The sequence below is a fragment of the Enterococcus termitis genome, assembly GCF_001730305.1.
Taxonomy (GTDB): domain Bacteria; phylum Bacillota; class Bacilli; order Lactobacillales; family Enterococcaceae; genus Enterococcus_L; species Enterococcus_L termitis.
Window position 1 is genome coordinate 140,181 of sequence record NZ_MIJY01000012.1, and the last position, 13,731, is coordinate 153,911.

A 13,731-nucleotide genomic window follows, 5' to 3' on the forward strand; every position below is an offset into this window, starting at 1 on the left:
TAGACAGCAATTTCAATAAACCATTCCTTTTACTTCGCTATCTTTTCTTCCTCACTTGATTACTTTTCTTTTTTTTCCGTGCTTGCTTTTTCTTCTTTTGTCTAAAGAAATGAACCACAAAAAATATAAGTATAACGATACCTAACGCTACGCCCACCAAAATCAGAATCATCGTCCAGTTCACACGACTTTCTTGCAGTAAACTTACGTCCTCTTTATTGAATTTGTCCGCTTCTTCATCGGTAATCGTAAATTCTTGTTCCCATTCCCATTTTTTATCCTTATCCGTCGTTACCAGAATATGCGCTCGATAATCGCCTGCGACCATCTGTTCACCATTCATCAACACGGGAAAGTTGATTTGAGAATTCGGTGCCATCCGCATTTTATTTTGTTTGGTGTCATATAAGACTTCATCTGACCCTTTTTCCATGATTTGAACATCTACCGTCATCTCGTCAACATAAGCAGGCTGCGTATTTGAATAATTGATAAACACAGCATTACGATAATTTTGTTGTTCTGCAAAAACAGTATTCAGTTTCAGTTTCGGCTGTACAGCTATGTCTGTTTCGGTTAAGACCATGCCAACAAGGTAGCCGTATTCATTCTTGATCATAGCTTTTTGGTCTTCTGTTTGTCCCTTTTGAATCATGTAGATGCCGCCAGAAATCACCCCGTCAAATTGTGACGCCGGCATGTTGATCGTTAATGGGTAGTCGACACTTTGTTTCGCGGGGATCTTAACCGTTTTTTCTCCTTTTACGATATCCGCAAAATCATATTTTAACGACTTGTCCTTTTCCAATTTTGAAGGACCGTATTCGATCACGCCATTTGTATTTGTCTTCGCACTGTTCAGTGCAACTTCTACGGTAATTTCTTTGTCAGAACTATTGCTCATTCTGATCGTGACCGTTTGTTCTTGACTAGGTGTCATGCGTAAATCAAAATAACCGACCTCTTTATTATGTTGATTCTCCGGTTGAATCACTTTGTACGTAAAACCACTGCCGTCGTTTTCCGCTGCTTGTCCAGTAATTGTTAGCAGGTTACTATTAATCCCTATGTATAGAATAACCATCAGCCATATTGAAAAAATTTTTTTCATCCCATACTGCCCTTTCTTGTAAGAAGAGAAGCAAGTCCGCCGTTATCTGGCGGACTTGATCGTCCTCTTCTACCTGTCCTTTTTATGCTGCACTCAACTATCGTGCGTTTGCAATCGTCCAAGTGATGGTTGAAGAATAACCACTGCTTGTTGATAATTTATTTCCTTCTGAAGGAACCCATAATTTAACAGAGTCTCCTTCTGTACTATCTGCTGTATCACCAAATTGTAGAATAAATTGACCAAATCCTTTGTCTGCTGCATCTTGTGTAACAAATGTTGTTGGTGTCGTTCCATCTGTTTCAACAGTTTGCGCGGCTGGAACACCAGCTGCATTTACTTGGTTTTGATCCGCACCATTAACTAATTTAATGTTACTGAATTTCAATTGAGCTGATTTCAGTTCTTTATCCTGTTCATTAATAAATGTTGTTGCTTTAGCAATCAACGTATGTTTATTTGCTTCATTATTTGCACGTGTATCTTTAAATTGAACAAAGTTAGGGCTAACTACTTTTTTGCCATCTTTGTATTCTACTTCAGCTGCTTGGGCAGTGTATTCCCAACCATTCCCTGTAGCTGGTGTTACTTTGTTAGCGCCAAAATTTAAGTCTGTGATCGCAATAACTTTTAAAGGACCGGCAGCGTCGTTAACCGGTGGTTTAATGATGTCACCTGGTTTTGTTGGATCCGTTGGGTCAAGTGGTTTGTCTTCCCCATCATCTTCACTAAAGTTGATCGTACCTTTTCCGCTAAACTCCAATGGATTCCCAGTAGTCGTTTCTTCTCCTTCAGCATATGCGCCATGTGGTAAGGCAACTGCTGCTCCGAATGCTGCTACTAATGCTGCAGCGCATAATTTGTGTGTCAATTTCATTTGTGTTTCCTCCTAGAATTTTTTAAATTTATGGTAGCTCGGATAAAATCCAAGTTAACACCGTTTGGTAGTTGCCCGGCTTTTTGGTTGTATTTCCGGGAATAAATAAAGAAACTGCTTGATTTTCATAAATGGGTTGCTCATTAAATGCTGGATCAACAATTGGCTTGTTCTGTTCATCTAATTTTGGTTTTAGTGTATCTGGTCGGTTTTTATCATTTGATACAGAAGCACCAAAAATGATCGACCAGGTTCCTTCACCCATATGCGGTTTTGCTTCTGCTAAGTTATAGACTTCGCCAATATTTAACAGCCGAATCACTTCTTTTGAAACAGTAGGTGCTGTAGCAGGGTCATTCAAAGAATTCGACCAGGATTGGTCAAAGGATAATACAGACCCTTTTAGCTCCTGTTTTTTGGCTGATATATCTTGAAATTGTGTCTCCTGTTTCACCTGCAAAAGCCAGCCCGCACTGTCGTTTCTAAAATCAGATACCTGGATAAAGTTTCCTCGGGCTCCTGTATCATCTTTAAAGAGTTGGGCATGACCGTAATAGGTTTGATCCGTATCAGAAATCTCGACTTCCCCAAATTTTATTTGCGGCACAAAATCAATACGCAACTGGCGATCTGTGTTGGGACTTTCACCAGGATCAGCTGGTTTTCCAGGATGTTCAGGATCCACCACTTGCTTAGGGTGCTTCCCTGTAAATTCAACAGTCGCGTCTCCTGAAAAAGAAGTTGCTTTTGCTTCAACGTTGAGCGGCATCAAAAACAAATAGGAAAACAGCAGTACAAATAAAACGTTTTTTTTCATGTTTCGTTACACACTCCTTCCAGCTTTTCTTCGCCAGAAAAGCAGCAGCAGTGTCACTAGTGTTAGCACACCTCCGCTAAAAAGCAGGCTTATTTTGACTAGATCACCTGTTTGCGGCAGACGGCCCACTGGCTTTTTCTTTGGAATCGGTGGTTTATCTGACGAATCAGTCGTCTTTTTAGCTTTACGCATCACAATGCCAGCGTCTGTTTGTACTTGTCCACCCTCTTCAGCTGCCCGAGCTTCATTGGTATGGTTCATACCTAAAAACAGGGCAAGAAAACTAATAGAGGTTAGAAGTAAACGAATCCTATAGCCTTTTTTCATTACAATCTTTCCTCCATCAATATGCTTCTTCTATTTGCCAAGTGAGTGTGGTTTCGTATTTTCCAACTTGTTTAACAGACCCGACTGGCGCATTAAAACGTAATCCCTGCTTTTTCGGTCCCCACGTCTCTTCGCTGATATCGTATTTCCCAGAGGCTTGATGGTTTGAGCGAAATACTTCCTGCGATTCTGTAGAAATCACTTTTTCTTCATCTGCAGTTTGGTAACGCAACGCATCAGGCAGCTGATGATCTTTACTTCCAGGGATACTAAAGTTTTCTGATTGTTTTAACGTGATTTTCCAAGTGCCCAAAGTAGCGCGGTTATCCCAAATAACTAAATGCTGGTCGTAATTTGGATCGTTGAATGTTTTGTTCTGGCCGCTTACCTTTTGATCACCAAAATCTATCGTGTTGGGTGCCGATTCAATGAATAACGTTCCTTTGAACGTATATTTCCGTGAGACTCCCTCTGGAATGACCAATAGATTTGTTTCATCCGGTGGTCCTGAATCCTTTAAATAGTTCAATCCCTTCACAGCATTGAGCTTCTCTAATAGCTGCTGATTTTTTGTTAAATCAATTCTTTCTGCCACTGGTGCTTCAAAAGAAAAATCATCCATAATCGATTGATTTTTTTCATCTACAAAAGAGATGGTTACAGTGGCGAAACTTTGAATAACAGTTAGATTCAATGGCTTTTCTACTTTCGTACTGCCAGCGCCATACGCCGCAATCACTTCATAAATACCTGCTTCTGCTAGCTCAGGAGGCTTCGCTAAGTTTCCTAATGAAAACGTTAGCTGACTGTTTTTTAGAGCCGTGACAGAAATATCATCATACTGCCATAGCTTCAGCGCTCCCTGTTCTCGAAGTAACGCCAACAAGGCGGCTTCTGTTTTAGGGTAATCTTTTGCAGCTACTTCAACATCTTTCCCGGAAATAATGTACTTACTGCTTTTAACAACTGATTGATCTTTGACAAAAATCGGAATTGTCACATCACGTGCATTTCCACTTTTATCGGTAAGTGTGAGTACAAACTCGCTCGGACCGATAGAACTAACGGCTGTTTCAATGTCTTGTCCTGGTTTTAGTGTGATTGTGATTTTATCATTAGGCGTATTATCATCTTCATAGTAAAAAAGAAATGGTCGATAATCCGTCGCTTCTGTGATCGCTTTTACATCATTACTATCGATAAATGTTAACTTACCTATACCAAGAGGTGCTTCGATATCATACATGACATTATATGACGCTGGTTTTTCTGAGATAATATTCTTGGCTGTTGCAATAGCTTTCATTGTTAGCTTCGCATCTGTGGTTAGTTTGGTATCTTTTACCTTGAACTCCACATTGACTTCATCATCTGTCGTAGATAAGTCTTTCCCCAGCGGAATTTGTAGCACATTATTAATATAAGTGGGGTTGACCGCTGTGCCATTCAAAAGAAATGTCCCTTCCTGATACACTTGATTTTTATCTAGTTCAAAAGACAAGACAGGGTCCAGCATATTTTGTTTTCCACCATGATACATGCCTGTGTAATGCACAGTCACTTCGGAATCTTGCACGGTACTTTGAATCTTTTGCCCCTCAGCATTCATAAATTCTACATTTTCGGTATAATTCACTAAGCCGGGAACTGATTTAAATGCAACAACAGCTTTTTCAGTAAGTGCACCTGTAGAACCTGTGAAGCCCCAATAAACGTTATCGGTTCCAAATGTGTCTTTCGAGATAGACGCCGTTACAGGATCTAAATCGCCGTACTGATAGGTAAGTTTTCCTGTGTTCGTTGCATCCCATGCTTTCCAGTCCAACTTTAACAAACGCCATTGTCCGTCACCCATTTTAAAAGATGGATATTGTAGTCCGAAATGATTGATTCCTGTAATCGTTGTAGATGGCAATCGGTATTGATACGTTGAAGCCTTATCTGGAAATGTATAGGCGACATGCCCTCTCTTACCATTACTGTCAAGACCAGAGTCATAGCTATCGTTGTTATGATAGGTATCAAATTCGATTGCAAAACTATTTTTTAACCGTTTACCGCCTACTTTATCTGTCATTCCGGCAATCATGTATTCACCATAAATCGATAATCCATTTCCGACTAAACCCGAAAAATTAATCAGTTTACTTGGCTCGTTATGCATAACAAATGCAACACCATCCGCATCACCATCAAGATAAATATACATTTCTGAGTAAAAATCTTCTGTAAGGTTTATTTTGTTTTGTTCCGTTGAGAAAATACTACCAATTTGACTTTTCTTCTTCTCAGTAATGATTACGTTATTTCCTTCCACATAGCTGTTTGCTCCTTGCGGGGTGATGAAAATCTGGTCAAGTGGTACACTTTGAGGCGCATCAATGAACCCCAGTGCATCTGTCTTTAAAGGAACTAAAAAAATACTAACCGCAGCTGCAATAAAAAAAGCAGATTTTATTTTGCTTAACATTCTTTATTTTCACCTCCTTTCACTCAAGGATCTTGATCTTTTCACATAATGAATAAACCTACCTTAATCAGAATAATTGACTTCATTGAGGGTCTTTGATTTAATACAATAAAAGATTCTTATTTTTAAATAAAACGAGAAAATCAGCTATTTAACCTCCATTTATAAAGGTTTCTCGTTCCAATTGACGAGGATTTTGACGGCGAAAAAAATCAACTACTACTAAAAATAACTGTTTCTTCTTCGCTAGAACGAACATTTAAATAACGTATGTTATTTAAATGCCAAAAAAAATGTCTTTTTGGAAAAAAAGACAAGAAGACACTATAGCACAGCCAATTTAGCAATTGCTGCACGCTTTTCCTCAAAGAAGGAGTTCGTATACGTATCTAAAGTCAGTTTGATAGAGGCATGTCCTAGTAAAGAGCTGATTGCGGCAATATTTACACCTAACTCCACGCAACGTGTGGCAAAAGTATGACGCAAAGCATGGAAAGGCACATTAATTAAACCTAATTTCTTTTTGATCTGTTCAAAACGATAACTCACCGTTCTTGGTTCAATTGACCGATGTCCTGTTGTCACAACAAAATCTGATATAGATTGTGCCTGCTCATTTAATAAAGCTGCTTTTAATTTTGTAGAAAGCGGGATTAAGCGATTTGCATTTGTTGTCTTCGGTGCTGTTTCAATGATTTTTGTTCGTTGACTGGCTGATTTTGGCATCGCGATGCGCTGCTTTGTTCGGTGTACGTGCAAAACAGAATCCTCAAAATCGATGTCCTCCCATTTAAGTGCACAAATTTCGCCAATACGCATTCCTGTCTCTAAGGCTAATAGGATAGGAAGACCTTTTTTTGTTTTTAAACATTCCTTTTCGACTGCTTTTTGTTGAGTTCGTGATAGTGCTTGAATATTTTTTTTATCATTTTTAGGCAGACTGGTCCGTTCACATGGATTTAGATAGATATAGCCACGTTCTCTAGCTGCCTCTAAACAACTTTTAACAATGCGGAAAACGATATGAACAGAACTTGGTGCTAATGAATTAGAGAGTTTTCTTACCAACTGATCCATTTCTGTTGGTGTAATCTTCTTTAATGGGCGTTGCTCTAAGAACGGAAAAATATGTATTTGAAGATTATTGCTATAACTAGCATATGTACTCTCCTTTAATTTGATCGACATGATATTATTTAGCCAAATATTTGCCCAATCACCAAAAGTACCCGAAAATTCTTTTGATTCACCTAAATAAACCATAGCTGTATTTGCTTTTTTTTCAATTAACTGTTCTTTGACAGAACGATAAGAACGTGCATAAATATAGCCATAATGGATAGATCCATCTTGCTTACGTCCTTTTGGATAGCGTCCTTCCCAACGTCCATCTTTTCTTTTATAGATGTTTTCACCTCTAGCCAATTTGATCATACCCTTTCTCCGAAAATTTGACGGCGCTGTTGACGGCGGTAAAAAATATCCGCTATTTCTATGATAATCCGCCTAAATTTCCATTTTTTTATAAAAAAAGCTAAAAAATTGAAAAAACAAATAGTTATTTTCTATCATAAAGCTATTGATTTATTCCAAACAAAGCAATACAATAAAAATATATTTGAATATTCGCCTTTCAAAAAAAGATGTTTCTCGTTTTATTTAAAAACAAGAAATATTTTTTTATTTTTTATCTCTACCATATTCTATAGTAAATGATTTCCTTTAAATTGCTAGCCCTCTTTGATATTTAATCAGAAAAAACTTGTTTTTATCACCGGAAACAAAAATAAAAACAAACGATTTTATAACAGTAACAAAACAAAATAACATCTCTTTATTTTTTCATTTCGAAATACAAATGAGAAAATATAGACAAAAAAAGAAGAATGAAAATCTTGAAAAGATTTTCATTCTTCTTTTTATATCTTGAAGCTTATTTTTTTAATTGAGTGACTATTACAGATTTTTTTCTTCGCGAATACGATGTTCAAGCTCTTTTTGCTCTTGTTCGTGTCTCATTTTTTGTTCTTCTTTTGCCATACGCATTCTTTCGCGCTTTTCTTCTGGTCTTGGATCATTGATAACTGTTGCAGCGTCGATTTCTTCTAGCGCTTGTCCTACACTTTTCACTGATTCAAAACTTTCTAATGTCGGCTGTGCACCTTCATCTAATTCATGGGCACGTTTACTAGCTAAAATGACTAGTGAATATTTTGATGGTACTTCTTTCAATAATGAGTCAATAGATGGTTTTAACATCATAGGGCTACATCTCCTTCAACATTTTAATATATTTACCAATTACTCGATCAACACGAAAATGTTCACTCGCAATAATTTCCTTGATTCGTTTTACAGCTTGATGGACCTCATCATTCACAACTGCATAATCATATAATGCCATCATTTCGATTTCTTCGCGAGCAACACGCATTCGCTCTTCGATCACATCGTGAGCATCTGTGCCTCGTCCGACGATTCGCGATTTTAATTCTGCTAGATCTGGCGGTGTCAGAAAAATAAACACACCATCAGGCACTTTTTCTTTCACTTGTTCAGCGCCTTGTACCTCAATCTCTAAGAAGACATCCTTGCCTTCATCTAACGTTTGGTTGACATAAGACAGCGGTGTACCGTAATAATTGCCGACATACTGCGCATACTCCAGCATCTCACCAGCCTCAATCATCGCTTCAAATTCTTCTTTTGTGCGGAAATAGTAGTCGACACCTTCTACTTCTCCTTCCCGTTTGTTGCGGGTCGTCATAGAAACTGAATACTGAAAATCATTTTCCTCACTATCAAAAATTGCTTTGCGTACGGTTCCTTTTCCCACTCCAGATGGACCTGATAGTACAATTAATAATCCACGCTCTGACATGATGACTTCCTTTCATTAATAGCTGTATGGGCTCGTTTAGCCTTAACGGAAAATAGGGATAAACTTGCGGCACCTTCAGCCGTGAGAGATTTTTTTCTAAAAAGCTAGCCTATTGAGCTAGACGATTTACACGTTACGCTAGCCCACTAGCCAACGATTAACAAAGTATTAGTTCTATAATGCACTTTTTTCCTACATTTTTCAAGACTTTATCATTAAGGTTTGATAAGAAAAGGTATCTTTTTTATCTGTAGTTGATTTGAAACCTAGGGATAAAAAAACAAATAATTATTAAGAATAGCTAAACAGAAGTCAAAAAAATCCAAAAAGAAGTATACAATTCCCCTTACTTTCTTGTAAAATGAATGTAGAACATCATGCTGAAATAAAATAACCTACCTTTATTATATAACGAATTTGAAAGGAAATTAGACTATGCCGTCCCTAAAAAAACAGCTTGCCACACTCACTTTTTTCTTACTGATCACTTGTCTTTTTATCGGAAGCTTGCCGCAAAAAACGGACGCTGTCGATGTAGAGCCCGACTTTACTCAAAACCCAAAATACCCCATCAAAAACGGCTATCGCCCCAAAGCTTCGATCGTTATCGATGCTGGCTCTGGTCAAATATTGTGGGAAGATCAGCCGGATCTGCCTTGGAGTCCGGCAAGTATTGCTAAAGTCATGACCATGTATCTTGTTTTCGAAGCAATGGAACAAGGAAAATTCACACTAGATACAACTGTCAAAGCCACAGAGAAATACGTGAATATTTCTCAGCTCTATGCGTTGAGCAACAATAATATTTCATTAGGTGTCGAATATCCAGTCCGCGATCTGCTGACAATGCTCGCAGTTCCTTCTTCCAATGTCGCTACACTGATGTTAGCAAATTTAGTTTCTGATAATGACGAAACTGGTTTTATCCATCTAATGAACAAAAAAGCCGCGGATTTAGGTATGAAAAATACCACCTACTTCAATAGCAGCGGGGCACAAATCAGTGCTTTTGAAGGCTATTACCAAGCAGAGGGGATCGATCCGAATGGCGACAACAAGTCAACAGCTCGAGATTTAGCCATTTTAGCCTACAATCTAGTCAACAAGTATCCTGATGCCTTACAATTTACAAATCAACCCGTTGTAACAACTATGAAAAACACCCCTTATGAGGAAACCTTTGATACTTACAATTACTCCTTACCGGGTGCCAAATATGGCTATGACGGAGTAGATGGATTAAAAACCGGATCAAGTCCTACTGGCGGCTTTAACTACATTGCTACAGCCAAAAAAGGAGAGGTCCGCTTGATCGAAGTCATTTTAGGTGTTGGAGACTGGTCAGATCAGGAAGGTGAGTATGAACGGCATATCGCTGGAAATGCTATTTTAGATAACACTTTTTCTTCCTACGAATATAAGAAGATCCTAGAAAAAGGCACGAATACCATCAATCAAAAAGAAATTACTTTGGATCAGGATTTTTATGGACTCGTAAAAAAAGGCACGACGCCCCGCTTCATTACAGAAAACGGCACATTATCTTTAGCTAACGAACTTGGACAAGTCTCACCAAAAATCCCTGTTCAAAGTATTAACTATCAGGAAAAACAACAGACTGCTGAAAAAGCAGCGACTAAGAAACAAGAGAAACAAAAGACCTCTTCTTTTGTTGGTCCAAAAAAGACACGTACTTACTTGTTCTGCGGCGTTCTATTCACATTAAGTGTGCTTTTTTTCGCCTTCTCACGTGTCTTTAGAAAACGAATATCAAGTATAAGAAGAAGCAACCGAAAAATGGCAACCCCAACGTCCCGCTTGTTTTTTATCCTTAGCATCCTTTCGTTCATTGGCGTGATTGGCGTTTGGTTTTTCTTATAGAACAGAACAAAAGCAGCGGATCCTTAAATGAAGAATCACACTGCTTTTGTTTGTTTATTTAGCTTAAAAGCCCATATTGGATAACGTATTTACCACACCCATGATTTCATCGTGGCGTTTGATTTGCTTATCTACTGGTCCGTCCACTTCTTCTACATCAATTCGAACCACAAATCGGCGACTCAACGACACAAAGGTATCTTCATTGACGCGAATATTCAACACGTCATCTGTAAATGAATCACACGCGTCTTGCCACGCATCAAAAGGTTCTTTATCCGAAATAACTTCTCTTTTCACTACAGACTTTCCACTTAATTCGTGGAAGGTTACATCATAATAATTTGACATGAACGTTCACCTCATCACTTTCTTCTACCTAATTATACCTTTAATCAATCAAATCACCAAAAATTTATCTTATTCAACATTTTGGATTTGTTCGCGGATTTTTTCAAGAATCGTTTTCATCTGAACGACGATATTTTTGATCTCGATCGGGCTTGATTTCGAACCGATCGTATTGACTTCACGATTCATTTCCTGAATCAGAAAATCTAATTCACGACCCACAGGTGTTTCTTGCTTTAATAGCTCTTGTAATTTATCGATGTGGATCACCAAACGATCCAGTTCTTCATGAATATCTCCTTTTTCAAGAAGAATTGCCATTTCAGTCAACAAGCGGCTTTCATCTACCTGACTACCCAGCCATTCATTCAAACGAGCTTCAAATTTTTCTCGATACTCTTGTTCATATATATCAACAAATCCCGATAATTGCTCTACCAAGGCTGTGAATTCTTCGCCATAAACTGTTAATACTTGTTGAATTTGTTGGCCTTCTTGCAAACGGCTGGCATCAACTTTCTCTACTGCCTGTTTCACAATACCTAATACAAGTGCACCAAATGCCTCGTCCGCCTCTTGTTTCTCTGTCACCTCAACATAATCGGGATTATTGAGCAGCTGCTCAATACTTCGACCAGGCTCAAAAACAGCCTCTGGGTACTTAGCCGACAGCTCCTGCTCGATTTCTCCTAATAAATGATGAATAAGATTCCAATGAACCTGCACATCTTTATTGCCGCCGCCCGTTTGCTTGATATTGATATACGCTTCGATTCTGCCACGCTGCAACGTTTGTTTCATTAATTGACGAATTGTCATTTCATATGGATTGACCTCTTTAGGCATTCGCAGTTGAATATCTAAAAAACGCTGGTTGACACTTTTGATCTCAACATCAATTTGGTAGCGCTCGTTTAAAAAGGTTTCTTTTCCAAAACCAGTCATACTTTTCATTGACAGGGTGTCCTTTCTACATTGATTTTATCGCATTTGCTAAAGCTTCAAATTCTTCGTTCGTCAGTGTAACACCTTTACCCATTTTTTCATGCTCAGCGGACCAATCTCTTAAGTCGAATTTTGGTGGTCGACCATTCCAGCTAACCAAATTGAACTCTTTACGCCACCCTTTTTGATTTTCTGATAGTACTGCGATTTCTTCTACGATTTCATATGAGAACTCTTGTGCCATTCTTTATCACTCCTTGTTTGAATAAATTCGATCATCAATAATTGTAATGTTTGGACTGGCAATTTATCTAGTAAAAACGTCAGCCACTGTGCTTTTTCCTGCACATTTGACTCCAACAAACTAATCATACCTGCCAGCTGCTGCTTATCCGACAGTAAAAAATAATCGTCATAATACTTCTTCAGCCATTCTTGAATCGAGATCATCCCGATCGATTCAACGAAATCGGCTTTCATTTCTCCTGTATTTTTCAATAGTTCGATCATTTCTTGGATCGTATATAGCTTAGCAGCTGAGATTGTCTGACTTTTTGCTAATAACTCGATTAAAACAAGTCCAATGTTTTCTGTAAACACCCTGTCTTTATAAACTTTACGCATTTTTCTGCAAATCTTATTTTGCTGTTCAGCAGATGTCCATACTGTTAGCTGATACGTTTCCTTCATAAATGCAAAAAACGCACGTTGAAACTCCGTTAAGCTATCTACTGTCTCGTCAAATGTATACCAATAACCGCAGTATTTCTGCCCGATCATTTTCATTGTCTCCAAATAGCCCAGCTGAATATTTTGAACAGATCTGGCACCATCAAACAACAAAACGGCCCCCATTGACCAGGGTGTCTGCAACGTCATACAAGGAATATCGTTTGGAACTTTGACCGGTTTTGTGATCCCCGGACCTTTAACATCAACAATGATGCATTCCGTTGCCCCATGCTGGATAGCCACATCCACAGGAATATTGTTTCGATATCCGCCATCGACATAATATCTATCAGCAATTTTTGCCGCTGCCATCGCCGGAAAAAATGAAGCCGAAGCCAACAACCAGCTTTGCCACTGGCTCATCTGACACTCATTAAAGTGGATGACTCTTTCCTGCATATTCGGCAATTCTGTTGTAACTAAATAAAAATCAATCGTCGTCTGCTGCATTTTTTCAGTCGAAAATGTGTCATGAATCAAGGCTTGTAATGGTTTTGTGGAAACACCTTTAGACTGGATGGCATTTAGCGTAAATGCACTCACCTGACTAAGCATCCCGCCAAACGTATCACTGGATGTTTTTCCAGCAGGAAAAGCTAAAATTTTCCTCGTTTCGATTTCTTCCCACATCGTTTTTGCTGCTTCAAATTCCCCCTGTAAAATCAGTGCACCATTTAATGCACCTACAGATGTTCCTGTGATCAGTACGATCGGTATATCCAATTCTTTCAGCGCCTGCCAAACACCGATCTGATAAGCACCTCTAGCACCGCCACCACCTAGAACTAAACCTGTGTGGTATTCTAACGTTTTAATAAAAACATTTGGTTCCGTCTGTTTGTAGCCTTGAGCCAAGAAAACTTCTTGCAAGTGAAGTGTCAGACTTCTCGGAAGAATAAACGTGATTGTCGGCTGAAATGTCTGTTTAGCTAACTGATCAATCATCAAAAACACCGAAGACCAGCGGATTTTAGCTGTTTCCAAACTCAATAAATTGGTTACTTGACCTGTTTCAATCACTAAAAATAAAACAGGGGCTTTTCCACTGTAAACAACATAAGCAGTTCCTGAATTCTTTTTAACATTTCGCTTAAATATGGCTCTTGCTGAAGAGTGGGTCTCAAAAAAAGGCAGTAATTGTTTACTTCTAGCAATCTGCGAAGCAAAAAAAGCCCATTCAGACGCAACCATCCTTTCGATTCTCATCATCAGCACCTCCATCTTTTTAAATTATACCAAAATTAAGCGGAAAATACTTTGATTGAAGAGATTGCTTCTTCGTGTGTTTTACAACAGACTACCTCTCAATCCTTACTTTTTATTAAAAGTACGCGAAAAA

13 protein-coding genes are annotated in these 13,731 nt (G+C 38.5%); 1 reads left to right on the plus strand and 12 read right to left on the minus strand.

What is annotated here, in order from left to right:
- Nucleotides 1-37 precede the first annotated feature (37 nt).
- From BCR25_RS08015 to gmk, 8 genes are all read right to left on the minus strand, one after another.
- Nucleotides 38-1,111: a WxLIP family cell surface protein gene (locus BCR25_RS08015; RefSeq protein WP_069663097.1), complete on the minus strand. Its 1,074-nt coding sequence runs from the start codon at nucleotides 1,109-1,111 to the stop codon at nucleotides 38-40.
- Nucleotides 1,112-1,208: 97 nt separating this feature from the next.
- Nucleotides 1,209-1,988 carry a WxL domain-containing protein gene (locus BCR25_RS08020; RefSeq protein WP_069663098.1) on the minus strand — a complete coding sequence of 260 codons (780 nt, stop codon included), beginning with the start codon at nucleotides 1,986-1,988 and terminating at the stop codon, nucleotides 1,209-1,211.
- Between the two features lie 28 nt (nucleotides 1,989-2,016).
- Complete coding sequence (locus BCR25_RS08025) at nucleotides 2,017-2,805, minus strand: WxL domain-containing protein (RefSeq protein WP_069663099.1); 789 nt, start codon at nucleotides 2,803-2,805, stop codon at nucleotides 2,017-2,019.
- Between the two features lie 6 nt (nucleotides 2,806-2,811).
- A complete protein-coding gene (locus BCR25_RS08030) occupies nucleotides 2,812-3,132 on the minus strand; it encodes an EF2685/EF0750 family sortase-dependent surface protein (protein WP_069663100.1) in 321 nt (106 codons plus the stop codon).
- A gap of 16 nt (nucleotides 3,133-3,148) precedes the next feature.
- Nucleotides 3,149-5,602: a lectin-like domain-containing protein gene (locus BCR25_RS08035; RefSeq protein WP_069663101.1), complete on the minus strand. Its 2,454-nt coding sequence runs from the start codon at nucleotides 5,600-5,602 to the stop codon at nucleotides 3,149-3,151.
- A gap of 324 nt (nucleotides 5,603-5,926) precedes the next feature.
- Entirely contained in the window at nucleotides 5,927-7,036 is a 1,110-nt protein-coding gene (locus BCR25_RS08040) for a tyrosine-type recombinase/integrase (RefSeq protein WP_069663102.1), read from the minus strand.
- Nucleotides 7,037-7,558: 522 nt separating this feature from the next.
- On the minus strand, nucleotides 7,559-7,864 hold the full coding sequence (gene rpoZ, locus BCR25_RS08045) for a DNA-directed RNA polymerase subunit omega (RefSeq protein WP_069663103.1): 306 nt from the start codon (nucleotides 7,862-7,864) through the stop codon (nucleotides 7,559-7,561).
- A 4-nt stretch (nucleotides 7,865-7,868) separates the two neighbouring features.
- Nucleotides 7,869-8,483, minus strand: coding sequence for a guanylate kinase (gmk, locus tag BCR25_RS08050; RefSeq protein WP_069663104.1), 615 nt, complete (start codon nucleotides 8,481-8,483; stop codon nucleotides 7,869-7,871).
- A gap of 435 nt (nucleotides 8,484-8,918) precedes the next feature.
- Between gmk and BCR25_RS08055 the strand changes: the two genes are divergently transcribed.
- Nucleotides 8,919-10,364: a DUF1958 domain-containing protein gene (locus BCR25_RS08055; protein WP_069663105.1), complete on the plus strand. Its 1,446-nt coding sequence runs from the start codon at nucleotides 8,919-8,921 to the stop codon at nucleotides 10,362-10,364.
- A gap of 63 nt (nucleotides 10,365-10,427) precedes the next feature.
- On the opposite strand, the gene BCR25_RS08060 is transcribed toward BCR25_RS08055, so the two are convergent.
- From BCR25_RS08060 to BCR25_RS08075, 4 genes are all read right to left on the minus strand, one after another.
- On the minus strand, nucleotides 10,428-10,715 hold the full coding sequence (locus tag BCR25_RS08060; protein WP_069663106.1) for a hypothetical protein: 288 nt from the start codon (nucleotides 10,713-10,715) through the stop codon (nucleotides 10,428-10,430).
- A gap of 69 nt (nucleotides 10,716-10,784) precedes the next feature.
- Complete coding sequence (locus BCR25_RS08065; RefSeq protein ID WP_069663107.1) at nucleotides 10,785-11,669, minus strand: YicC/YloC family endoribonuclease; 885 nt, start codon at nucleotides 11,667-11,669, stop codon at nucleotides 10,785-10,787.
- 16 nt (nucleotides 11,670-11,685) lie between these two features.
- Entirely contained in the window at nucleotides 11,686-11,904 is a 219-nt protein-coding gene (locus BCR25_RS08070; protein ID WP_069663108.1) for a YdbC family protein, read from the minus strand.
- Complete coding sequence (locus tag BCR25_RS08075) at nucleotides 11,874-13,601, minus strand: patatin-like phospholipase family protein (protein WP_245792105.1); 1,728 nt, start codon at nucleotides 13,599-13,601, stop codon at nucleotides 11,874-11,876. The genes BCR25_RS08070 and BCR25_RS08075 overlap by 31 nt, the downstream gene beginning before the upstream one ends.
- Nucleotides 13,602-13,731 lie beyond the last annotated feature (130 nt).

Excerpts from the sequence above, each read along its gene's own strand:
- rpoZ (WP_069663103.1), bottom strand. The coding sequence starts at position 7,864 with ATGATGTTAAAACCATCTATTGACTCATTATTGAAAGAAGTACCATCA.
- BCR25_RS08035 (WP_069663101.1), bottom strand. The coding sequence starts at position 5,602 with ATGTTAAGCAAAATAAAATCTGCTTTTTTTATTGCAGCTGCGGTTAGT.
- BCR25_RS08040 (WP_069663102.1), bottom strand. The coding sequence starts at position 7,036 with ATGATCAAATTGGCTAGAGGTGAAAACATCTATAAAAGAAAAGATGGA.
- BCR25_RS08075 (WP_245792105.1), bottom strand. The coding sequence starts at position 13,601 with ATGATGAGAATCGAAAGGATGGTTGCGTCTGAATGGGCTTTTTTTGCT.
- gmk (WP_069663104.1), bottom strand. The coding sequence starts at position 8,483 with ATGTCAGAGCGTGGATTATTAATTGTACTATCAGGTCCATCTGGAGTG.
- BCR25_RS08015 (WP_069663097.1), bottom strand. The coding sequence starts at position 1,111 with ATGAAAAAAATTTTTTCAATATGGCTGATGGTTATTCTATACATAGGG.
- BCR25_RS08020 (WP_069663098.1), bottom strand. The coding sequence starts at position 1,988 with ATGAAATTGACACACAAATTATGCGCTGCAGCATTAGTAGCAGCATTC.
- BCR25_RS08060 (WP_069663106.1), bottom strand. The coding sequence starts at position 10,715 with ATGTCAAATTATTATGATGTAACCTTCCACGAATTAAGTGGAAAGTCT.
- BCR25_RS08070 (WP_069663108.1), bottom strand. The coding sequence starts at position 11,904 with ATGGCACAAGAGTTCTCATATGAAATCGTAGAAGAAATCGCAGTACTA.
- BCR25_RS08030 (WP_069663100.1), bottom strand. The coding sequence starts at position 3,132 with ATGAAAAAAGGCTATAGGATTCGTTTACTTCTAACCTCTATTAGTTTT.
- BCR25_RS08065 (WP_069663107.1), bottom strand. The coding sequence starts at position 11,669 with ATGAAAAGTATGACTGGTTTTGGAAAAGAAACCTTTTTAAACGAGCGC.
- BCR25_RS08055 (WP_069663105.1), top strand. The coding sequence starts at position 8,919 with ATGCCGTCCCTAAAAAAACAGCTTGCCACACTCACTTTTTTCTTACTG.
- BCR25_RS08025 (WP_069663099.1), bottom strand. The coding sequence starts at position 2,805 with ATGAAAAAAAACGTTTTATTTGTACTGCTGTTTTCCTATTTGTTTTTG.